Source organism: uncultured Aquimarina sp., from assembly GCF_947500065.1.
Lineage (GTDB): Bacteria > Bacteroidota > Bacteroidia > Flavobacteriales > Flavobacteriaceae > Aquimarina.
Genome location: NZ_CANMQT010000011.1, coordinates 81566 through 103956, shown reverse-complemented (window position 1 = coordinate 103956; position 22391 = coordinate 81566). Strand labels below are relative to the sequence as shown.

The following is a 22391-nucleotide window of genomic DNA, read 5'->3' as shown; positions in this document are numbered from 1 at the left end:
CTGAGTTAAAAAAAACAAATCTTTTTATACTGATTTAGAAACGAAGTTTTCATCGTATGGTTTTCCTGATTTTGTTGTAGCAAATACTTGTTTTAATAATTTATTTGTCACTCTTTCCTTTGCCTACTAATCGTTCATAAATCTCTCTCTCTACTAATTTACAGCTAGAGTACCTGACCTAGTTGCTCTCTCTTTTTCCAGCAACGCAAATTTACTCAACAATAGACGGGTTTGTGGTTTGTATCCATAGTACCTATCAGATCAAAAATTAACCTCTATTGAGTTTTAAAAGCACTGTTTATTCTTGAAAAAATTGTCGCTTTTAAAATAAATTATACTTTCACAAGCGATTACTCACTATTGTAATGACAGAGAAATAAAAAAGAAAATATAAGTAGATGACCAGAGAGAAAATTTTGGAAGAAATAATTGAAGGATACCGAAATACAATTTTTCAAAGATATCAATATCAAAACATCAAGGATAACTATAAAATTCCTGATTCAATAAATGAAGAAACAGTAAATCTACTTAGGAATTTCTTCCTGGATTATATGTATCCAGAATTTAATAAGCGAAAAAAATTAAACGAAGCATTCAAAAGTCTGGATGATTATATTACACATCCCCAAAAATTATTAAGAATATTATTGGATGCTTCTAAACTGGTCTTTAATTATGGAAGACATCTGCCCAAAATTTTGAATGCTGGTTTAAAAGCAATGAAATCCTTCAGAGCAGCAGCAAATTTTGAAAATACTTTTGTTGATGAAGCTATAAAAAACAAAACAGAACCCCCTTATACCCTATCAAAAATTGATACACTCATAAAATTATTACCTCGTGATGAAATAGAAATATTTATTGATAACTCCCAATCTTTATTTGAAACCTTACACGATAAAATCCTAATTAAGAAAATCAAAGAGGTTATTCAATATTTAATCACTTTAATGAGAAAAAAAGAAGATTCTTACTCATTATCCCAAATTGAAGGGCTTGAATTAGGTCTTGAAATGCTAAATGAAGGAGATAAACTTTTCAATCAATTAAAAAAAGAAGATCAACAAAATTTAGTCCACTTGATCGCAGAAATAGAAAAAGACATGTTAGATCGTGTATATTAGAAACAAAACAGATCTCCCCTTCAATGCAACCCTACAACTTATACTTTATTGGAAGATGTACTACTTTTTTTGTTTCAAAAAAATCTTCTTCAAAATAATCTGGTAAATTGTATTGCTTTGCTTTTGGAAACAACCCCAGTTCCTCTGTTAGATCACCTCCTTTAAGATATAAAATGCCATTTGGTAATTCATGATTTGACTTCTTAGTTACATTTTTACGTACCCACTTCACAAAATCAGGCATATTGGTTACTGCTCTACTGACTATAAAGTCAAAACGTCCATCAAATGTTCCTGCTCGCTTTTGTTCTGCTTTAACATTTGTTAACCCTAACGCGCTTGCAACCTCATTAACAACACGTATTTTTTTTGCGATTACATCTACCAAATAAAACTTAGTTTCAGGAAACAGTATCGCCAATGGTATTCCAGGAAAACCACCACCTGTACCAACGTCTAGCACAGTGGACCCTTCTTTAAACGCTTGAACCTTAGCAATCCCCAATGAGTGCAACACATGTCTCTCGTATAATAAATCAATATCTTTTCTAGAAATTACATTGATTTTAGCGTTCCAATCTTTATACAAATCACCCAGTTGACCGAACTTATGTATTTGGTCCTCTGTTAATTCGGGAAAATATTTAAGTAGAATATCCATTACGTATTTTTTAAAGCGCAAAAATACATGTAAACTTGGGATTCTATTCTATTTTTCCAAAAGAACCGACACCTACAAAATTACCTAAGATAAGATCACTTATAGTACTATGCTCCCAGTTATTACTTTTAACATAAGTTTCTTCTTGTTATTTTTTAATTTACTTCATATTTCAAAAAATTCAGAACCATTATAATCACAAAAAATAATTGATTAGACTGATATTTATCATATTTCATATTCTGCAATAGTAACTTTTTCTCAAAGAATAAATGTTAAAATTTTGATTGCAGTATTTTATTCAAAAGGCTTGCGCGAAATGATTTAACCATTTTATTTACAATAATTTACAAATATCATAAATGAAATAAAAAAAATAACGTGAGTAAGAAGTTAGAAAAATATAAATACCTAACTTTACCGAATAATTTATGACAAATAACGTTTAGTCATAAATACAGAAAGCCCATGACTACACCTAACGTAAAATTTAGCAGAGCAGATTCAGCAAAGTTCTTCAGGACACTGAACAAACGTGTGAATCAATATTTCAAAGAAAACAATATCAAACGAACTGGTAACTGGAGATTGCATTTCAAAACCATCGTAATGTTTTCTTTATTTCTAACCCCTTATTTTTTAATACTTACCCTTGATATTTCTCAATGGTGGATGTTATTACTGACCTTAATTATGGGTGTTGGTATGGCTGGTGTAGGAATGAATGTGATGCACGATGGAAATCACGGATCCTATTCTTCAAAAAAATGGATCAATAATTTAATGGGAAGTAGTCTCTATATTCTAGCCGGTAATGTATATAATTGGCAGGTACAACACAATGTTTTACACCACACCTATACGAATATCCATGGTCATGATGAGGATATGGATGCTGGAAGAATTATTCGTTTTACTAAACACGCAGAATGGAAACGTTTTCATAAATTCCAACATTACTATTCTGTATTCCTATATGGTTTATTGACTTTTAACTGGGCAATAACCACTGATTTTAAGCAAACCAGAAATTATTTAAAGCGTAAGCTTTCTTATGGAAAACTACCTAGTCCCTTAAAACAATGGAGTACCGTAGTTATAACCAAAGCAATCTATGTAATGATCTGGATTGTAATACCTATGCTCATCTTGTCTATAGCTTGGTGGAAAATTTTACTTGGTTTTTTCATCATGCATTATGTAGCAGGGCTGATCCTAAGCGTTGTATTTCAGTTAGCTCATATGGTGGAAGATGCGCAAATGCCATTACCAGATACTACAGGGACTATGAAGAACTCTTGGGCAATACATCAATTATTTACTACTGTAAATTTTTCTACTAAAAATAAATTGGTAAACTGGTTTACCGGAGGATTAAATCATCAGGTAGAACACCACATTTTCCCGAATATAAGTCATGTTCACTATACCAAAATTTCTAAAATAGTGAAGCAGACCGCTCAGGAATTTAATTTACCATATAACGAGTATAAAACCACCCGCAAAGCGATTATTGCACATTTCAAACATCTAAAAGAAATGGGAATAAAGCCCGCTATGCATTCATAACTTTTATTTACCAATTACCAAAATGAGCACACAAGTATCGGAAATGAGTATTCAATTATCAGACAAGATTAACAAGTTAAAAGCTTCTGCAACATTAGCCATGGCTGCAAAAGCAAGAGAATTAAGAGCAGAAGGAAAAGACATCATTGGACTAAGTTTAGGAGAACCGGATTTTAACACTCCGGATTTTATTAAAGATGCTGCCATACAAGCCGTTAATGACAATTACAATTCTTATACTCCGGTTGATGGGTATGTAGCATTAAAAGATGCCATTATCACCAAGTTTAAGAGAGACAATAACCTAACGTATGATCATTCTCAAATAGTTGTATCTACAGGTGCAAAACAATCACTGTATAATGTAGCACAAGTATACCTAAATCCAGGAGATGAAGTTATACTTCCTTGTCCATATTGGGTAAGTTATAGTGATATCATAAAACTAGCTGAAGGAGTTCCTGTAGAAGTAAAAACTTCTATAGATACCGATTTTAAAATGACTGCAGAGCAGTTAGAAAAGGCAATAACTCCAAAAACCAAAATGATTTGGTATAGCTCTCCTTGTAACCCAAGTGGTTCTATTTATAGTAAAGAAGAATTAAGAGCATTAGCAGATGTACTACAAAAATATCCAGATATTATTGTAGTAAGTGATGAAATCTATGAGCATATTAATTATGTTGGTGATCACGCTTCTATGGCACAATTTGATGATATGTACGATAGAACCGTAACGGTTAATGGAGTAGCAAAGGCTTTTGCTATGACAGGATGGAGAATCGGTTATATCGGAGCACCAAAAGCCATTGCCAGAGCTTGTAACAAAATGCAAGGCCAAGTAACTAGTGGAGCAAATTGTATTGCTCAGAGAGCAGTAATTACTGCTTTAGAGGCACCAGTTAGCAACATCCAATATATGGTAGATGAATTTAAAAATCGTAGAAAACTGATTTTAGATCTACTTGCTGATATCCCAGGATTTGAATGCAATGAACCTGAGGGTGCTTTCTACGTTTTTCCAGATGTTTCTTATTACTTCGGAAAAACTATTAACGGAAATACCATTGAAAATGCCTCAGATTTCTCTATGTTCTTGTTAGAACAAGCAAATGTGGCAACAGTAACTGGTGATGCTTTCGGAAATGGAAATTGTATTAGAATTTCTTATGCTGCCAGCACTGAGCAAATCAAAGAAGCTGTAAGTAGAATCAAAAAAGCACTACTGTAGCTTAACAGAATCATATAACTTCTATTAAAAAACCGATGATTTCATAAAAATCATCGGTTTTCTGTTTTTCTAAAAATAAATTGATGTTTTTGGAGTTATGGTCGTAATACTTTTAATTGTTTTGGGGAAAACACTTATAAGAAAGAGACAAATTGTGGTTTGAGTATCAATAACATTCTTAAAACCTACTTTTTGTATTTATGGACATTCTTGAAAAAGAACGTATCGTTCGAAAAAATGTGCTTGAAATTTTTAAAGAAAATTTTAAAAGCCCTTACTTAGAAGATGAAATTTTAAACTACACACCTTCTGATGTAGAAAACACTGTACCTTATTATGAATCTATTCTTGATATCTTTTTTATCGAACAAGAATACCTACAAAGCGTAAAAGGCTGTGTAAAAGACACCATCAAAAAAGTCGCAGAACTCTGGCATATTAACCCCTACGCTTTTGGGCCGTGGGAACAATCTTTCTAACGTATTTAAATTATCTATTTCTCCAGAAGAATGGAGTTAGTAGTATCAATACTGTAAACAATTCTAATCTTCCGATAAGCATTAGAAAAGAACACCACCATTTACCAAAAGCTGGTAACACATCAAAGTTATTTACTGGACTAAGTTTACCCAATGCTGGACCAACGTTTCCTAGAGATGATGCAGCGCCTCCAATAGCTGTTTCAAAATCTAGCCCCAACATTCCCAACACCAAAGACCCTATAATAAAAGACAACATATACAGTATAAAAAAAGCTAATACATTAAAAACTATCTCTTTAGAAACTGCTCTTTTATTATACCTTACTGGTAGAATCGCATGAGGATGCAATGTTCGTTTAAATTCCAAAATACCATTTTTTATAGTAATAAGATGTCTTACTATCTTCATTCCTCCAGCTGTTGACCCTGCAGAACCTCCTAAAAAGAATAACCCGAAGAAGACGATCTTTAAAAAAGGCGTCCACACCGTAAAATCCGCAGAAACAAATCCGGTAGTAGTTATAACCGCTAGTACTTGAAACAAAGCATGCCTAAAAGCACTCTCACCCTCTCCAAAAACCATTGGATGATCTATCACAGAACCAGCAGGATCTGCTTTTAAGTATATAATCAATGCTGATACTGCCGTAAAAACTACTATAAAAATTCCGTACCATTTAAACTCTTCATCTTTGACGAATTTTCCAAACCTACCTTTAAAGCCAAAATAACTCAATATAAAATTCATCCCAGCCAGAAACATAAATAGAATAATTATATATTGGATTAGAGGTTGATCATTCCAGTAAGCTACACTAGCATTTTTTGTTGAGAATCCTCCTGTGGACAATGTACTCAATGCATGGTTTATCGCATCAAAGAAATCCATACCCGCTAATTTGAGCAAAATAGTTTCTGCAGCAGTGTATCCAAAATAGATAAGCCATAATCTTTTTGCAGTATCGGTAATTCTTGGATGCAATTTATCTGCACTGGGGCCGGGAGCTTCTGCAGCAAATAACTGCATTCCTCCTATTCCTAATAATGGCAAAATAGCAACAGCAAGTACAATAATCCCCATACCACCAATCCAATGAGTAAGACTTCGCCAAAACAAAATTCCTTTTGGAACAACCTCTATATCATTAAGAATAGAAGCTCCAGTAGTAGTATACCCTGACATGGTCTCAAAAAAGGCATTTGTAAATGATGGAATAGCCTCAGAAAACAAATAAGGTAGCGTTCCACTTAGAGACATAAATATCCAACCGAAGGTAACCACGATATATCCTTCCCTTTTACTTAGCGATTTCTTATGCTCTCTAGTAAGAAACATTAAAATTATCCCTACAAACATTGTAGACAATGCTGCTAACATAACTTGCATGGTTACACCATCTTTGTAAACAAAACTTACAATAGTTGCTATAAGCATAAAACCACCGTTACAGAGCAATAAAAGCCCCATAATGTGAGTAATAATTTTAAAGTTTAGTTTGGACATGTTATAAGAAAAGATTTTCTATTTTCTTAATAGATTTCGGCAAACAACAAACTACAACACGATCACCAGCCTTGATATAAAAATTACCAAGAGGAATCATACCTTCGCCATCTCTTATCACACCTGCAATAATAGCAGAACGAGGAAAATCCAAATCCTTAATCAAGTTATCACTTACCTCAGATGTTGGTTTCACAACAAATTCTAAAAGTTCGGCGTTCATATTATTAAGTTTGGTCATCGCCACTACCTCACCTTTTCTAATAAATCTAAATATATTATTAGCTGCTAATAATTTTTTATTAATCAAAGTGTCAATCCCAATAGAGTGAGACAACTGAAAATAATCCATATTTTCTACTAGAGCTATCGTTTTACGAACCCCTTTTGACTTAGCAACTAAACAAGACATTATATTGGTTTCAGAATTACCCGTTACCGCAATAAAAGCATCCATGTCATCTATATTTTCTTCCTCTAACAATTCTACATTACGCCCATCACCATTTATTATCAATGCATTTGGAAGATCATCTGCCAGATCAAAAGCTTTCTCCCTATCGGTTTCGATAAGTTTCACTCTAAATTTATGGTCACATAGATCACAGGTAGTTTTATAACCAATTTTACTACCTCCCAAGATCATTACCTTTTTGATTTGCTCTTTAACCTTACCCGTTAATTTATAAAGCTCTTCTACACCACCTTTTGAGGTAACGAAATATACCTGATCACCTTCCTTAAACTTGGTATCTCCTCTGGGAATAATCGTATACTGTGTCCCAGACCGTTGAATAGCAATTGGCATAAAATGAAGTTCAGGAAATATTTCAGCTGCTTCTCTAACCGTTTTATCTACAAACAACGCTGTACTAGATAAGGTTGTACCCACCATAGTTAGCGCACCATCTTCAAATTCATAACTATCACTAAAAGCGGATTGATTTAACAACAATTCTATTTCACTGGCAGCCAAAGCTTCTGGAGAAATCAATTCATCAATTCCAAATTTGATAAAACCAACCTCCTCTTTGTTTTCAATAAATTCTGTGTTAGAAATCCTTGCAATGGTACGTTTAGCACCAAGCTGTTTTGCAAGCACGCATACTGTAATATTAGTTGTCTCACTAGAAGTAACACTAATTACCATATCCACGTTCTGAACTCGCGCATCTTTTAGAATACTTATAGAAGTTGCGTCTCCTTTAATTACTCTAATATCCAGATGACTATCTGCATAATTCAAGCATTCCTTATTAGGATCAATAAGTGTAATATCCTGAGATTCAAATGAAAGTAATTTTGCCAAATGAAATCCAACTTCACCAGCTCCGGCAATAATAATTTTCATCTGTGTTTTTTATTATTCATTATCAAAAAATAAAATTTACTTCGGCAAAAAAATCCCCATTGATTAGGTGAAAGTTTATTGCTAAAAAATAAAAGCCTACAAAGATAGTGGAATTTCATAAACTTGTGAAATTATTAGTGAATCACAACTAAATAGTATTCTATTCTTAGGATCCATATCAAAAATGTATATTTGCCTAAATTTTTTTGAATGTCAGAAAAAATAACTCCATACAAGGACAAAAACACAACCAAAAAACAGCAGGTTACTGAAATGTTTGATACCATTTCTGGTAATTATGATGGTTTAAACAGAGTGATTTCCTTTGGGATTGATGTAAAATGGCGTAAGAAGGTTGTAAACATTGTTGCTAAGACCAAACCAAATAGAGTTCTTGATGTTGCAACCGGCACAGGAGATCTGGCAATTAATCTGGTTAAAAGCGGGGCTTCAGAAATTATTGGTTTAGATATTTCTGCTGGAATGCTAGAAGTAGGTAAAGACAAGGTCAAAGCAAAGAAATTGGATCATATTATCTCTATGGTAAAAGGAGATGGAGAAAGCCTACCTTATGAAGAAAATTACTTTGATGCAATTACAGTAGCCTTTGGAGTAAGAAATTTTGAAGATTTAGAACAAGGTCTTTCTGAAATTTATAGAGTCCTTAAACCTGGAGGTATTTTTATTGTATTAGAAACCTCAATTCCAACCAAAACCCCTTATAAACAAGGATTTAAACTATATTCTTCTACGATTCTACCGTTAATTGGTAAAATCTTTTCCAAAGATAGATCTGCATATTCATACCTTAGTGAAAGTGCTGCTGCATTTCCTTATGGAGATGCTTTCAACAATATTTTGAGAAAAATCGGGTTTATAGAAGTCGAGGACAATCCGCAAACTTTTGGTGTTGCCACAATTTATACAGCCACAAAATAATATGAAAAGAGTTTTTATAGCAATAGCTGTTATCGTATGTACTCAAAGTGTGAGTGCACAATTATTTTCTAAAGAACGGGTTAGAAACCTTCAGAACTATGACAAACCTCGATTAAGTTGGGGGTACATTCTTGGTTTTAACAGCTACGATTTCAATTTTGATTATAAAGCCACTCCTGAAGGAGAGGAACCTATTCTGGATGGAGATGTACAGGTTGCTAAATCCATAGGATTTAATGTAGGTCTATTAGGTAATATGAGAATCAATGATTATTTAGATCTAAGACTAGAACCTCAAGTATCGTTTGTACGAAGAGACCTTACCTTTTCAGGACCAGATTTTGAAGAAAATCAAAGATTCAGAGAAGTTACATCTACTTATGTACATATTCCATTATTACTAAAAGTTTCTACTAAAAGGCTTAACAACTTTAAACCGTTTATTGTTGGAGGAGTTTCGACTTCTATTAATTTATCGAGTAATGAGGATAATCCTGATGACAATAGTGTAGGTCAGTTTAGAAGTAAAACTAACACCAATTATTTTGAACTTGGATTTGGAGTAGATTTCTATATGTTCTACTTTAAATTCACGCCTTCAATACGTGGAGTATTCGCTATGTCTGATGAATTAGTAGCTGATGCGGATCCTAATAGTCCGTACACTTCTGCAATTGACAAGATGTCTTCCAGAGGAATTTTTATCAACTTTACTTTTCAATAGATTTAGCCTCGTCTAAACTCATTTAAGATAATAGCTGTAGCTGTGGCGACATTAAGGCTTTCAGTTTTTTGGGTTTTGCCAAATCTAGGTATTGCGATTCTTTTAGTAACCAGTTCCTCTATTTCTGGAGATATCCCATTAGCTTCATTGCCCATCACAATAATTCCGCTTTCAGGTAATTGCTCTTGATAAATACTATCGCCATCCATAAATGTCCCGTAAACAGGTATTTCTTTATTTTGAGAAGATAAAAAATCTTGTAGATTAGTGTAGATAATATTCACTCTGGTAACAGATCCCATAGTAGCCTGAATCACCTTTGGATTAAAACAATCCACAGTTTGCTCTGAGCAAACTAAATCAGTGATCCCGAACCAATCACATAAACGAATAATAGTTCCCAGGTTACCTGGATCACGCACATCATCCAGTGCCAAAACCAACCCCTGATAATTAACCGCATTAACTTCAGGAATATGAAATATCGCTATCGCTACCTGTGGAGTCGTTAAGAAACTAATACTTTTCAGCTCTGTTTCAGTAACGATATAGGTATTATCCGGTGATGTTTCAAAATAAGAAGCATCTAATGTGAAAATAGAATGAAGCCTCAAATCAGCCTCTATCAATTCATTAATCACCTTTTTTCCTTCGGCAACAAACAATCCGTGCTGTTTTCGGTACTTTTTTTGATGTAAACTATTTATTAATTTCTTTTGGTTTTTGCTAACCATACAAATAATGTATTTTTGACACAATAATGAATCTCGATTGAAACACCTGCACACAAAAATAGTATTTGTTGTATTAACTACAATTTTTTTAATTTCATGTAATGCAATTAAAAGAGTTCCGAAGGAAGAATATCTTTTAACCAAAAATGAAATCTTTGTTGATAGCACTAAAAGCAATGATGTTAAATTATCTAATCAGCTATACCAAAAACCCAATGCTAAACTAGCCTGGACTCCATTTAGACTTCATATTTATAATCTTGCCAAAGTAAATCCCGATTCCTCTTATCAAAATTGGCTTCATAAGAAACCTAATAGAGAAAGAAGATTAAATAATTTTTTATCTAAGAAACAGGTAAACCGATTAGGTGTGGGATACACCGGTGTCAATAATTGGTTAAAAAAAACAGGAGAAGCCCCAGTAATTGTCGATGAATCAAAAGCTAAACGTTCTGTTAATAGGTTACAATCTTATTATTGGAATAATGGTTGGTTTAATGTGGAGACAGACTACAAAATTAACCCGGAAGAGAACCAAAGAGCATCTGTATCCTATTATGTTAAACCGCATAAGCCTTATTTTATAGATTCTTTAGATACCAAAATAGAATCCAAAGCTGCAGATTCAATTTATAAACTAAACCAAACTAAATCCACTATAATTCCAGGAAAACAATATAAAACACTAGATATAGATGCAGAGATGGAAAGACTTACTAGTTTGTATCGAAATTCTGGATTATATCATTTTGAAAAAGAATTTATAAAATTTGATGCGGATACTGTAGATACAGATCAAAAAATAAAACTCAATCTTCTTATAAATAATAGACAGATTACTGAAGGGGAAGAGAAAAAAAGGGTTCCTTTTCGAGTTCATAAAATAAGTAAAGTAAATGTATTTACTGATTATTCTTATCAAAACAGGAATGAGCAACCTAAAGATAGTGTATCATATAACGGATACAACATATATAGTTATGACAAACTTAGATATACTCGCAAAGCAATTGCAAATTCTATCTTAATAACACCAGGAGAAATTTTTAGGGATAAGGATCGAACACTTACCTACAACCAAATCAATAATTTAAAAACATTTAAATACCCTAATATAAGATACAGTATTGATCCTGATAACCCTAATGGAACTGACCTTATCGCAAGTGTTTTATTAACGCCAAGAAAAAAATACAGTACGAATGTAGAATTCGATGTATCTACCTCTAATATCCAAGTATTTGGAATTGGTTTTAGCGGATCTTTCTTAACTAGGAATGTTTTTGGAGGTGCAGAGATTTTTGAGATCTCAGCAAGAGGAAGTGTGGGCTCATCAAAAGATCCCGTAGATCCAGATGGACAGTTTTTTGATATTTCGGAAATTGGTGTAGATCTTAAATTATCATTCCCTAAAATAATTTTCCCTTTACAAACAAGAAAGATTATTCCAAAATATATGTCCCCAACAACTAATCTTATTTTTGGTATCAATTCACAACAAAATATAGGTCTTGACAAACAAAATGCGTCTGGGATATTTAATTATCAATGGAAACCAAGTACAAAACTCACGAATCAGGTTGATTTAGTAAATGTACAATACGTTCGTAATCTTAATACTGGTAATTATTTCAATGTATACTCTAATTCATTCACTAGACTTAACAATATTGCGACAGAAGTACTTGACTCCAACTCGCCTTTCTTTAATCAGGATAACATACTATCCATCCCTTCTGGTGCAAATAGCTTTATAGCTCAATCTCTGGACACAACACCAGACCCTGATCTAACCACGGACCAACTACAAGAAATCAGAAATATTAATGAACGAAAAGAAAGACTAACAGAAGACAACCTTATTTTTGCATCCAGCTACACCTATTTAAGAAACAATCGAGAAAACCTTTATGATGAAGATTTTTCTAGATTTAGAGCTAAAATCGAATTTGCCGGTAATGTGTTAAGTACCGTTTCTAACCTAGCGGGATTAAAGGAAAACTCAAGTAATCGTTTTGAAGTATTCGGAGTGGAATTTTCGCAATACGCCAAAACAGAATTAGACTACATAAAACATTGGGATCTTGGAAGGAAAAGGGTATTGGCCATCAGAGCATTTGGAGGTATTGCTCTACCCTATGGAAATGCTAATAGCATTCCATTTGCACGAAGTTTTTTTGGTGGCGGACCAAATGATAATCGCGCATGGTTACCTTATGATTTAGGACCAGGAAGCAGTGGTGGTAGAAATGAGTTTAATGAAGCAAATATGAAATTAGCATTGAATGCAGAATATCGATACAATATTTTAGGATCTCTCAACGGAGCTTTTTTTATTGATGCAGGAAATATTTGGAATGTATTAGACAGTGTAGAAGAAAAAGACGCCGTTTTTTCTAGATGGGATGATCTTCAAGAAATTGCTGTAGGTAGCGGTCTAGGCCTTCGGTATGATTTTGACTTTTTTGTTGTAAGATTAGATTTAGGTTTCAAAACATTTAATCCCGCTAGTATCGAGGATCAAAGATGGTTTAAAGGTTATAATTTTTCTGAAGGAGTTTACAATGTTGGGATTAATTATCCTTTCTAAAAACAATCCCTATTTTCATCTTTAAATATAAAATTCATTACGTATTATTTTACTATTTTTGTAGGCTTATTAACTAAAAGTAAATTATGAGTCACAACATCAAACCAGGAGTTGCTACAGGAGACGAAGTACAGGCTATTTTTAATTATGCCAAAGAAAAAGCTTTTGCCTTACCAGCTGTAAATGTAATCGGATCCAATTCGATTAATGCTGTATTGGAAACTGCTGCAGAATTAAACTCGCCTGTAATTATTCAGTTCTCCAATGGAGGAGCACAATTTAATGCAGGAAAAGGGCTTTCTAATGAAGATCAAAAGGCCGCGATTGTAGGAGCAACTGCAGGAGCCAGACATGTTCATTTAATGGCCGAAGCCTATGGAGTACCAGTTATTTTGCATACTGACCACTGTGCAAAAAAACTACTTCCTTGGATAGACGGATTATTAGATGCTGGAGAAGCATTTTATAAAGAAACAGGAAAACCTCTTTATAGTTCACACATGATTGATCTATCAGAGGAGCCTATTGAAGAAAACATAGAAATTTGTAAAGAGTACCTTGCTCGTATGAGTAAAATGGGTATGACTTTAGAAATTGAACTTGGAATTACCGGAGGTGAAGAAGATGGAGTTGATAACAGCGATGTTGATGATTCTAAACTATACACACAACCAGAAGAAGTTGCTTATGCTTATGAAGAATTGAGTAAAGTAAGTGATAAATTCACGGTTGCTGCTGCTTTTGGTAATGTACACGGTGTTTACAAACCTGGTAATGTTAAATTAACTCCAAAAATTCTTAAAAATTCTCAAGAATTTATTTCTAAAAAATACAATGTAGAACATAACCACATTGACTTCGTATTTCACGGAGGAAGCGGTTCTACTTTAGAAGAAATCAGAGAAGCTATTGGATATGGAGTTATCAAAATGAACATTGATACAGATCTTCAATTTGCATTTTGTGAAGGTATCAGAGATTACATGACTGGTAAGATTGAATATCTAAAAACACAGATCGGCAATCCTGATGGAGCTGAGGAACCTAATAAAAAATATTACGATCCTAGAAAATGGCTAAGAGAAGGTGAAAGCACCTTTAAAAACCGTCTTAAAAAGGCTTTTGAAGATTTAAATAATGTAAACACATTATAACAAGATAAAAACCAAGCTGAAACTCTTAATAGTAAAGAGTTTCAGCTTTTTTAATACAGATAATTTATGGCTTGGTTTAAGAGAACTCAAAAAGGTATACAGACTGCTACTGAGGATAAAAAAGATGTTCCAAAGGGACTCTGGTATAAATCCCCTACTGGAAAAATAGTAGATGCAGAACAACTGGAAAAAAACTTCTATGTGAGTCCAGAAGATGGATACCATGTAAGAATCGGTAGTAAAGAATATTTTGAAATTCTTTTTGATGATACATTTAAAGAATTAGATAAAAATCTAACTTCTAAAGATCCTCTTAAATTCGAAGACAAAAAGAAGTACACTGATCGTCTTAAAGATGCTCAGGAAAAAACAAACTTAAAAGATGCGGTTAGAACTGCTGTAGGAAAATCCAATGGTAATGATTTAGTTATTGCCTGTATGGATTTTTCATTTATTGGAGGTTCTATGGGAAGTGTTGTTGGAGAAAAAATTGCAAGAGCAGCTGACCACGCTCTTAAGAACAAAATTCCTTTTATGATTATCTCTAAATCTGGAGGTGCCCGAATGATGGAAGCAGCATTATCATTAATGCAGTTAGCAAAAACCTCTGCGAAACTAGCTCAATTAGCTGACGCAGGAATTCCATATATCTCTTTATGTACAGATCCAACCACAGGAGGTACTACAGCATCTTTCGCTATGCTCGGAGACATCAATATTGCTGAACCAGGAGCATTAATTGGATTTGCAGGCCCTCGTGTTGTTAGAGATACAACAGGAAAAGAACTTCCTGAAGGTTTCCAGACAGCAGAATTTCTTAAAGAACATGGTTTTCTTGATTTTATTACTCCAAGACAAAACCTAAAAGAAAGAATAAATCTATATCTAGATCTAATTATGAATAGGCCACTTTCTTCTATTTAGATTAACACATATTTTAGAACAAAATTTACAACCCGGTTTTTACCGGGTTTTGTTTTTAAATTCGATTTAGAACAGGTCATATAACCCCAACAAAAAGGGGTTTTTCATATAACAATTTTCTAAATCATTTTAATAGATTTACCAAATATCCCACTTCCCTTTCACATAAAAACTAATACTTTAAGCATGTTAGCATGAAACTTAGAATCGCAGTTTATAATGTCAATTGGATGCGGAAACTATTCCACACAGACGGAACACCAATTACCACTGGAGATATTGGTAAAAGAAGCCAACAACTAGCTTCTATAACAAAAACAATTAACCCTGATTTTATTGGAATTATTGAAGGACCAGATACATTAGTAGATGGCAGCAAAACAGCATCTATACAATTAGAAAAATGGGCATCACATTATGCGCTCAACAATAATTTCAAGGGAATTCACGGGCATCCATCTAGTGGGCAACAGGAATTATGCGCCCTATACGACAGTTCCAAGATAAAGGTAGCCTTCACCCCTACAACAGATTCCAAAAATCAATTTAATGAGCCCTTTCTGGTAGACACCACCAATAAACTTATCAAAGAACAATATAAACATTACAGACCTCCTTTAGAACTTACTATTAATAATCTGGCAGATGAACATTTTAGCAAGATCATTATCGCTCACACAAAATCTAAAGGAATTTTTGCACCTGTAGACTACGCCAAGTTTGAACAAATATCAGAAAGAGATCGAATGAGATTGTATGCAGAATGCATGTCTATTAGAAAAAAATGTAATGATTACATTGAAGAAGGGCACAATGTAATTGTTATGGGAGATATCAATGATGGTATTGGAATGGATTTTTACGAAAATAGATTCAACAAAAGTGCTTTAGAAATATTATTAGGAGATGTATGGGAACAGGAAATGATATTAACATCTGTACTACCAAAACCAAAATGGACCAGCAATGGATGGGAACCATCTTCAAGCAGATATAGAGACCGAATAACGGAAGATTATATCAATGTATTAATCGATCATATCTTGATCAGTAACAAACTAAAACTAGCAGAAGCCAAAGTCTGGAATCCTTATCTAGAAAAAGAAGATAATATCATACAATCTATAAGCAAAGATTTAAAAGCAGCTTCAGATCATTTTCCAGTTGTTGCAGAAATTGAAACCACCTAAGTAACTACCTCTAAAAATAACTTTATAATATCTATATGCTATAAAATCTTAATACCCATTCCATATTATGGCTAGATTATAAGTACCGTAAATTTTTATACCTTTAGTAAAAAAAGCTACATGACTACCCCTTTGCCTAATGAAAAAGGTGCTTTTGTTTCTTTTCTCTCAAAGAATGACCAAAACACCAAAACCATTCTGTTTATGCACGGAAATTCACTTAACAAAGAATGTTTTGCGAATCAATTAGATGATAACACCTTATCCAAATATAGATTAGTTGCTTTTGATATTTCTGGACATGGAGAATCATCAAAAATCGATAACTACTCTATTCTTAGGTTAAAAACAATAATTTTAGAATTCATAAAAATTCAAAACCTTGACAACTTTATTATTGTTGGTCACTCCTTAGGTGGACATTTAGGCATTCAGACACTCCCTGCCATATCAGATAAGTGCAAAGGTATTTTCGTTTTTGGAACTCCGCCACTTAAAGAAAGCCTAAACATCAATGAAGCTTTTTTGCCTAATGAAAACATTCCTTTTTTACTACAAAGGAATTTACAACCAAACGAGATTGATAGTTTATCAAAAGCTATATACAATTCTGAAGACGAAAATTTTCAGAAGATCAAAAAGTCGATTTCTAATACGGATGGAAAATTCAGAGAAGATTTCGGAAGTTCTTTAAATGCCGGAGACTTACAGGATGAAGTAAAAATATTATCTAATTATTCAGGATATACAACTATTTTACATGGCAATGATGACGTTTTTGTCAATATCGAGTATTTATCTAATTTAAAAAAAGAAGAACTACCTAATGCTGACCTCATCACAATAGATAATTCGGGGCATTGTCCGCATATTGATGCTTCAGATCTATTTAACTCTCATGTATTAAATTTTGCTAATAAAACATTGAAAAGTGTTTAATGAATTTTAATGAACAAAATATCATTCAGTTCAAAGAAAGTGTAGCGCGTCATTTAGATACTGTTTCTTCTCAATCTAATGAGCGAACAACAGCTAACGACTTTGGGTCTTTTCCTTTAATACGCGGAAAACAATGCCTGTATATTATGGATTGGAAACAATCTAAGCTTACGTACACAAGGCATATCGAAGATATGTTAGGATATACAGAAGAAGAATTTTCTATGGATATAGCGCTTAATTATTTTCATCCTGATGATAATGATTTTGTAAAAAGAGTAGTGAAGGCAATTGTAATATATTGTATTGATCGTACAAATATACATGATGAACCTTACCTATTATTAACCTTTAGATTACAAAGAAAAGACGGTTCTTATATTAAAGTATTACGACAGTCATTTGTACTGGAAAAAGATAGTGATGGAAAAATGATTAGCAACTTATCCTTACTCACAGATATTTCATTTATAGATGACGGAGATAGAGTATCCTGGGATATTTACGGTAACAATATTGACCAAACACTTTTCAAAAAACAAATTCACGAAGCATTTGATGATTTTTTTACCAATCGGGAGAAAGAAATAATTCAATTAATTGAAGCGGAACTTTCTAATGCTGAAATTGCAAAAAAACTATTTATCAGTAAGCATACCGTTGCCACGCATCGGAAAAATATTTTCAAAAAAAGCCAATCACATAATACCAAACAACTCATTCAGTTTTGTAAAAAAAATGGAGTTTTGTGATTTCCTACAAAGATTTTCATAAAAAATACCCTCATAAGGGTATTTACTTGTCATAGATAATTCTATAAATTCAGTTTGGAAAACAAAAACCTGTGTATTATGAAAAAATTTTTACGGACTACCCTAAAATTATCTTTACTATTAACCTTAACTTTTTTTTATTCTTGTGATGAAGATGAGTTTTCTTCTGACGATGATCTGACTTCTATTTTACCAGAAGAGTTGTTTAGTTATCAAATTACTTTTTTTAATACGACCACTGTTTCTAATCCAGGCAACCTTGCTGTAGCCAGTCAAGTAACGTATCGGTTTATAAGTTCTAGTGTAGTACAAGGATCTTCAGAACTCAACACACTACCAACAGAAAGCTGGACATATACTAATAATAGTACTGGAGGAGTTTTTGATGCTGCAAGTATCTTTTTGAACTACGGTTCTGCACTTGGTACAGAGCAATATGAAATTGAGTTTGATGGAACCAAAGAAGATCCTATCGAAAGATTGACCTTTACTTATTTTGGAAATTTACAAGGAAATCCTACTGTTCAGACTACCGGACATTTCGAAATCCAGCAAATAAATTAACCTATAATTATTGGAATGCCAAAAAGCCCGATATTAAAAAAAATATCGGGCTTTTTAATGTATCCTCTAATATGTTCTATAAGAAAATCTCTCTTTCTTCTCCTTCTGTATTCGTAAATACAGCTTTATTATCACAAGATTCATCTCCATAATCTAATGCTCCACTAAAGCTAGTTCTTACCAACTCTACTACACCACTAACCAAAAACCTACAGCTAGCTTCACGTCGTAAAGGCGTAGTAATAGTAGTACTATGCATAGTACCATTAGCAAAATTAGTTTCCCAGGAACCTGTAATCAAGAAAACATTGTCTCCCCAATTACCATTGAATGCTCCTTCTATCCATTCACGAGTTTTGGAGCCGGTTCTAGAAGCTTGCGTACCATCTGCAAATGTTACCATAAAATCTAGATTCATTGAATACTGAGGATTACCATTATCATTAGCTTTAAGCCTAGTGATTGTCCTGGAACCAGCAAATTGCAAATCATCAATAAAGAAATCTTCCAGACTATAGTTAATCACCAAAGACATCGCTTCTACATTTAACTCATATGACATAAGAATCTTTCCTTTTACGATATGACCGCTTCTTATCTCACAACCTTCTGTACCAAAATCAATAGTTACATTTTTTGAAGTATTCGTTAATTCTATCGTTACTGTAGCACAATCAGGTAAAAAACGATTGTTACCAACTTTAGCTAAACCTTCTTCATCTTCAAAACCTTGTAATGTAAGATCACTTAGTACCTCAGAACCATCGTCAATCTTCGCTGTAAGGACTGCTTCTTCACTATCAATATCATCTATAGATACTTGATCCGTTAACTCTTCACTATTACATCCTACTAAAACTACTGAACAGAATGCAATCAAACCAAATTTTAAAATGTTGTTCTTCATTATCTTAATTTTTAATGTTACTCTTCTAGGACTTACTTATTTAGAAAAGGTTTAATGCAAAATGTTTTTTTCGTAAAAAGCATTTCTAACCTAAAAAATACTATATTTGCACGCTGATAGCAGAATGCTATTTATACATAAAAATCATTTAAATAATATTGGAATGTATTTAACAAAAGAAGTTAAAGAAGAAATCTTCGCAAAACACGGAAAAGGAAAAAACGATTCCGGTTCAGCAGAAGGACAAATTGCATTGTTTACTCACAGAATTACACACTTAACTGAACACTTAAAGAAGAATCGTAAGGATTACAATACAGAGCGTTCATTGGTAAAGCTTGTTGGTAAGCGCAGAGATCTTTTAGATTATCTTACTAAAAAAGATATTATGAGATATCGTGCAATTGTAAAAGAATTAGGATTAAGAAAATAATCAAAAAAGAGAGGCCGTGTGCCTCTCTTTTTAATTATACTTATTTCATATTTAGTGAAATTATAAATAAAACATTTTGACTTGTAGAAGGTTAAAATGAATGCCTTAGTTTTTCATTGGTCGCACAACAACTACAACAACACAACCTTGTCCGTCCGAGTAAGACGGAAACCAATGTTTAATAAAACCTATAGGTAGGTAATTAACGTATGCAATGTTAGTTACTCCAATAGGATTAGAATCAAAAAAAAATATGATTCCAAAAGTTTATAGAGAGGTCATAGACCTCGGTGATGGTAGAGAAATTTCTATCGAAACCGGAAAATTAGCAAAACAGGCACATGGATCTGTTGTTGTACAATCAGGTAAATGTATGCTACTATGTACGGTAGTGTCTAATTACAAACAAAGTCCTGTAGACTTTTTACCATTAACGGTAGATTACAGAGAAAAATTTGCTGCTGCTGGACGTTACCCTGGTGGTTTCTTTAAAAGAGAAGCAAGACCAAGTGATGGTGAAGTATTGACGATGCGTTTAGTGGATCGTGTATTACGTCCATTATTCCCAAAAGATTATCATTCTGAAACTCAGGTGATGATTCAATTAATGTCTCATGATGAAGACGTAATGCCAGATGCAATGGCAGGTTTAGCAGCTTCTGCTGCTATTCAACTATCAGATTTTCCTTTTGAATGCCCAATCTCTGAAGCAAGAGTTGGTCGTGTAAATGGTGAGTTTGTTATCAACCCAACACGTGCTCAATTATTAGAATCTGATCTTGATATGATGATTGGAGCTTCTGCTGATTCAGTAATGATGGTAGAAGGTGAAATGGATGAGATTTCTGAAGAAGAAATGGCCGATGCAATTAAATTTGCTCATGAAGCTATTAAAGTACAATGTGCTGCTCAAGTAAAATTAGCAGAAGCATTTGGAAAGAAAGAAGTTCGTGAATATGAAGGTGAAAGAGAAGAAGAAGATTTAGCCAAAAAAATTCATGACATGGCTTATGATAAAGTGTATGCAATTGCAAAAGCTGGATCTGCCAAGCATGAAAGAAGTGCTGCATTTGAAGAAATAAAAGAAGAAATAAAAGCTACGTTTTCTGAAGAAGAATTAGAAGACTTTGGTGATTTAGTATCTAAATATTACCGCAAAGCTGAAAAAGCTGCCATTCGTGATTTAACCTTAAATCAAGGATTACGTTTAGATGGTCGTAAGACAGATGAAATTAGACCTATTTGGTGTGAAATAGATTACTTACCATCAACTCATGGTTCTTCTATCTTTACACGTGGAGAAACTCAAGCTTTAGCCACAGTAACTTTAGGAACATCTAGAGATTCAAACCAAATAGATATGCCATCTCACGAAGGTGAAGAACGTTTCTATTTACACTATAACTTCCCTCCTTTTTGTACTGGTGAAGCACGCCCAATTAGAGGAACATCACGAAGAGAAGTTGGACATGGTAACTTAGCACAACGTGCATTAAAAGGAATGATTCCTGAGGATTGTCCTTATACTGTAAGAATTGTATCTGAAGTATTAGAATCTAACGGTTCATCTTCTATGGCAACAGTTTGTTCTGGTACCATGGCATTAATGGATGCTGGTGTGCAAATGATAAAACCTGTTTCTGGTATTGCAATGGGATTAATTTCTGACGCAGAATCTGGAAAGTATGCTGTTTTATCTGATATTTTAGGTGATGAAGATCACTTAGGAGATATGGATTTCAAAGTTACAGGTACTGCAGATGGTATTACGGCTTGCCAAATGGATATCAAAGTAAAAGGATTATCATATGAAATTTTAGTGAATGCACTAAAACAAGCTCGTGATGGTCGTTTACATATTTTAGAGAAATTAACGGACACTATCGCGGCTCCTGCTGCAGATGTGAAACCACATTCTCCGAAAATGGTTACAAGACGTATTCCAAATGAATTTATTGGAGCACTAATTGGACCTGGTGGAAAAGTAATACAAGAAATGCAAAAAGAAACTGGAACTACCATTGTAATTAATGAAGATCCAGTAACAGAAGAAGGTATTGTAGAAATTTTAGGTGTTGGTAATGAAGGTATCGCCGCTGTAGAAGCAAAAATAGATGCTATATTATTCAAACCAGTTGTGGGTAGTATATACGAAGTGAAGGTAGTAAAAATGTTAGATTTTGGTGCTGTAGTAGAATATATGGATGCTCCTGGTAACGAAGTATTACTGCACGTATCTGAATTAGCCTGGGAACGTACTGAAAATGTTAGTGATGTTGTTAATATGGGCGACGTTATGGATGTAAAATATTTCGGTATAGACTCTAGAACTCGTAAAGAGAAGGTTTCTAGAAAAGCGTTATTGCCTAGACCTCCAAGACCAGAAGGTGATAAGTCAAGAGATGACAAGCCTAGAGGTGATAGAAAACCAAGAAATAATGATAAAAGAGATTAGTAATATACTCTTATAATTACAGTAAAAACGCCTTCAATATATTTGAAGGCGTTTTTGTTTTTTATAAAAAATATGGATTTTACAAAAATGAATAGTATATTTGTTTGGTTGACCAATTTGGTTAACCAATTTAAAATAAA

Annotated in this window: 20 protein-coding genes; 15 read left to right on the top strand and 5 right to left on the bottom strand. The window is 33.4% G+C overall.

Annotated elements, in window-relative coordinates; genetic code table 11:
* Nucleotides 1–398: 398 nt before the first annotated feature.
* On the top strand, nucleotides 399–1127 hold the full coding sequence (locus Q0975_RS23550) for a hypothetical protein (protein WP_299441613.1): 729 nt from the start codon (nucleotides 399–401) through the stop codon (nucleotides 1125–1127).
* Nucleotides 1128–1158: 31 nt separating this feature from the next.
* Here Q0975_RS23550 and rsmG read toward each other — a convergent pair whose 3' ends face one another.
* Nucleotides 1159–1788: a 16S rRNA (guanine(527)-N(7))-methyltransferase RsmG gene (rsmG, locus tag Q0975_RS23545; protein WP_299441610.1), complete on the bottom strand. Its 630-nt coding sequence runs from the start codon at nucleotides 1786–1788 to the stop codon at nucleotides 1159–1161.
* A gap of 468 nt (nucleotides 1789–2256) precedes the next feature.
* Between rsmG and Q0975_RS23540 the strand changes: the two genes are divergently transcribed.
* From Q0975_RS23540 to Q0975_RS23530, 3 genes are all read left to right on the top strand, one after another.
* Nucleotides 2257–3357: an acyl-CoA desaturase gene (locus tag Q0975_RS23540; RefSeq protein WP_299441607.1), complete on the top strand. Its 1101-nt coding sequence runs from the start codon at nucleotides 2257–2259 to the stop codon at nucleotides 3355–3357.
* A 43-nt stretch (nucleotides 3358–3400) separates the two neighbouring features.
* Nucleotides 3401–4588 carry a pyridoxal phosphate-dependent aminotransferase gene (locus Q0975_RS23535; protein ID WP_299441728.1) on the top strand — a complete coding sequence of 396 codons (1188 nt, stop codon included), beginning with the start codon at nucleotides 3401–3403 and terminating at the stop codon, nucleotides 4586–4588.
* Nucleotides 4589–4788: 200 nt separating this feature from the next.
* Nucleotides 4789–5067 (top strand): hypothetical protein, encoded by a 279-nt coding sequence (locus tag Q0975_RS23530; RefSeq protein WP_299441604.1) that lies wholly within the window; start codon nucleotides 4789–4791, stop codon nucleotides 5065–5067.
* A 10-nt stretch (nucleotides 5068–5077) separates the two neighbouring features.
* Here the strand turns inward: Q0975_RS23530 and Q0975_RS23525 are convergent, their stop codons facing one another.
* Both Q0975_RS23525 and trkA read right to left on the bottom strand, forming a co-directional pair.
* A complete protein-coding gene (locus Q0975_RS23525; protein WP_299441601.1) occupies nucleotides 5078–6574 on the bottom strand; it encodes a potassium transporter TrkG in 1497 nt (498 codons plus the stop codon).
* Between the two features lies 1 nt (nucleotide 6575).
* Nucleotides 6576–7925, bottom strand: a complete 1350-nt coding sequence (gene trkA, locus Q0975_RS23520) for a Trk system potassium transporter TrkA (protein WP_299441598.1) — start codon at nucleotides 7923–7925, stop codon at nucleotides 6576–6578.
* Between the two features lie 210 nt (nucleotides 7926–8135).
* On the opposite strand from trkA, the gene ubiE reads away from it, so the two are divergent.
* Nucleotides 8136–8864 carry a bifunctional demethylmenaquinone methyltransferase/2-methoxy-6-polyprenyl-1,4-benzoquinol methylase UbiE gene (gene ubiE / locus Q0975_RS23515; RefSeq protein WP_299441595.1) on the top strand — a complete coding sequence of 243 codons (729 nt, stop codon included), beginning with the start codon at nucleotides 8136–8138 and terminating at the stop codon, nucleotides 8862–8864.
* Nucleotide 8865: 1 nt separating this feature from the next.
* Nucleotides 8866–9588, top strand: coding sequence for a porin family protein (locus Q0975_RS23510; protein ID WP_299441592.1), 723 nt, complete (start codon nucleotides 8866–8868; stop codon nucleotides 9586–9588).
* 2 nt (nucleotides 9589–9590) lie between these two features.
* Here Q0975_RS23510 and Q0975_RS23505 read toward each other — a convergent pair whose 3' ends face one another.
* Nucleotides 9591–10322, bottom strand: a complete 732-nt coding sequence (locus Q0975_RS23505; RefSeq protein ID WP_299441589.1) for an RNA methyltransferase — start codon at nucleotides 10320–10322, stop codon at nucleotides 9591–9593.
* Between the two features lie 37 nt (nucleotides 10323–10359).
* Here Q0975_RS23505 and Q0975_RS23500 point away from each other — a divergent pair, with 37 nt between their 5' ends.
* The 7 genes from Q0975_RS23500 (at nucleotide 10360) to Q0975_RS23470 (ending at nucleotide 18456) form a co-directional block, all read left to right on the top strand.
* A complete protein-coding gene (locus Q0975_RS23500; protein ID WP_299441586.1) occupies nucleotides 10360–12912 on the top strand; it encodes a POTRA domain-containing protein in 2553 nt (850 codons plus the stop codon).
* A gap of 86 nt (nucleotides 12913–12998) precedes the next feature.
* Nucleotides 12999–14066, top strand: a complete 1068-nt coding sequence (fbaA, locus tag Q0975_RS23495; RefSeq protein ID WP_299441583.1) for a class II fructose-bisphosphate aldolase — start codon at nucleotides 12999–13001, stop codon at nucleotides 14064–14066.
* Nucleotides 14067–14132: 66 nt separating this feature from the next.
* Nucleotides 14133–14990 (top strand): acetyl-CoA carboxylase, carboxyltransferase subunit beta, encoded by an 858-nt coding sequence (accD, locus tag Q0975_RS23490; RefSeq protein WP_299441581.1) that lies wholly within the window; start codon nucleotides 14133–14135, stop codon nucleotides 14988–14990.
* Between the two features lie 194 nt (nucleotides 14991–15184).
* The gene (locus tag Q0975_RS23485) at nucleotides 15185–16180 is read left to right on the top strand and encodes an endonuclease/exonuclease/phosphatase family protein (RefSeq protein ID WP_299441578.1); all 996 of its coding nucleotides are present in this window, start codon (nucleotides 15185–15187) and stop codon (nucleotides 16178–16180) included.
* A 120-nt stretch (nucleotides 16181–16300) separates the two neighbouring features.
* Nucleotides 16301–17119 (top strand): alpha/beta hydrolase, encoded by an 819-nt coding sequence (locus tag Q0975_RS23480; RefSeq protein WP_299441575.1) that lies wholly within the window; start codon nucleotides 16301–16303, stop codon nucleotides 17117–17119.
* Nucleotides 17119–17871: a LuxR C-terminal-related transcriptional regulator gene (locus Q0975_RS23475; RefSeq protein ID WP_299441572.1), complete on the top strand. Its 753-nt coding sequence runs from the start codon at nucleotides 17119–17121 to the stop codon at nucleotides 17869–17871. Before Q0975_RS23480 ends, Q0975_RS23475 begins: the two co-directional genes overlap by 1 nt.
* Nucleotides 17872–17970: 99 nt before the next feature.
* Nucleotides 17971–18456 (top strand): hypothetical protein, encoded by a 486-nt coding sequence (locus Q0975_RS23470; protein WP_299441569.1) that lies wholly within the window; start codon nucleotides 17971–17973, stop codon nucleotides 18454–18456.
* A gap of 76 nt (nucleotides 18457–18532) precedes the next feature.
* On the opposite strand, the gene Q0975_RS23465 is transcribed toward Q0975_RS23470, so the two are convergent.
* The gene (locus Q0975_RS23465; RefSeq protein WP_299441566.1) at nucleotides 18533–19363 is read right to left on the bottom strand and encodes a hypothetical protein; all 831 of its coding nucleotides are present in this window, start codon (nucleotides 19361–19363) and stop codon (nucleotides 18533–18535) included.
* Between the two features lie 163 nt (nucleotides 19364–19526).
* On the opposite strand from Q0975_RS23465, the gene rpsO reads away from it, so the two are divergent.
* Together rpsO and Q0975_RS23455 are read left to right on the top strand one after the other, a co-directional pair.
* Nucleotides 19527–19796, top strand: coding sequence for a 30S ribosomal protein S15 (rpsO, locus tag Q0975_RS23460; protein ID WP_299441563.1), 270 nt, complete (start codon nucleotides 19527–19529; stop codon nucleotides 19794–19796).
* 253 nt (nucleotides 19797–20049) lie between these two features.
* Nucleotides 20050–22251: a polyribonucleotide nucleotidyltransferase gene (locus tag Q0975_RS23455; protein WP_299441560.1), complete on the top strand. Its 2202-nt coding sequence runs from the start codon at nucleotides 20050–20052 to the stop codon at nucleotides 22249–22251.
* Nucleotides 22252–22391: the final 140 nt, after the last annotated feature.

Coding starts and splice junctions, on each gene's coding strand:
- Q0975_RS23550 (WP_299441613.1), top strand. CDS start 399: ATGACCAGAGAGAAAATTTTGGAAGAAATAATTGAAGGATACCGAAAT.
- rsmG (WP_299441610.1), bottom strand. CDS start 1,788: ATGGATATTCTACTTAAATATTTTCCCGAATTAACAGAGGACCAAATA.
- Q0975_RS23540 (WP_299441607.1), top strand. CDS start 2,257: ATGACTACACCTAACGTAAAATTTAGCAGAGCAGATTCAGCAAAGTTC.
- Q0975_RS23535 (WP_299441728.1), top strand. CDS start 3,401: ATGAGTATTCAATTATCAGACAAGATTAACAAGTTAAAAGCTTCTGCA.
- Q0975_RS23530 (WP_299441604.1), top strand. CDS start 4,789: ATGGACATTCTTGAAAAAGAACGTATCGTTCGAAAAAATGTGCTTGAA.
- Q0975_RS23525 (WP_299441601.1), bottom strand. CDS start 6,574: ATGTCCAAACTAAACTTTAAAATTATTACTCACATTATGGGGCTTTTA.
- trkA (WP_299441598.1), bottom strand. CDS start 7,925: ATGAAAATTATTATTGCCGGAGCTGGTGAAGTTGGATTTCATTTGGCA.
- ubiE (WP_299441595.1), top strand. CDS start 8,136: ATGTCAGAAAAAATAACTCCATACAAGGACAAAAACACAACCAAAAAA.
- Q0975_RS23510 (WP_299441592.1), top strand. CDS start 8,866: ATGAAAAGAGTTTTTATAGCAATAGCTGTTATCGTATGTACTCAAAGT.
- Q0975_RS23505 (WP_299441589.1), bottom strand. CDS start 10,322: ATGGTTAGCAAAAACCAAAAGAAATTAATAAATAGTTTACATCAAAAA.
- fbaA (WP_299441583.1), top strand. CDS start 12,999: ATGAGTCACAACATCAAACCAGGAGTTGCTACAGGAGACGAAGTACAG.
- accD (WP_299441581.1), top strand. CDS start 14,133: ATGGCTTGGTTTAAGAGAACTCAAAAAGGTATACAGACTGCTACTGAG.
- Q0975_RS23485 (WP_299441578.1), top strand. CDS start 15,185: ATGAAACTTAGAATCGCAGTTTATAATGTCAATTGGATGCGGAAACTA.
- Q0975_RS23480 (WP_299441575.1), top strand. CDS start 16,301: ATGACTACCCCTTTGCCTAATGAAAAAGGTGCTTTTGTTTCTTTTCTC.
- Q0975_RS23475 (WP_299441572.1), top strand. CDS start 17,119: ATGAATTTTAATGAACAAAATATCATTCAGTTCAAAGAAAGTGTAGCG.
- Q0975_RS23470 (WP_299441569.1), top strand. CDS start 17,971: ATGAAAAAATTTTTACGGACTACCCTAAAATTATCTTTACTATTAACC.
- Q0975_RS23465 (WP_299441566.1), bottom strand. CDS start 19,363: ATGAAGAACAACATTTTAAAATTTGGTTTGATTGCATTCTGTTCAGTA.
- rpsO (WP_299441563.1), top strand. CDS start 19,527: ATGTATTTAACAAAAGAAGTTAAAGAAGAAATCTTCGCAAAACACGGA.
- Q0975_RS23455 (WP_299441560.1), top strand. CDS start 20,050: ATGATTCCAAAAGTTTATAGAGAGGTCATAGACCTCGGTGATGGTAGA.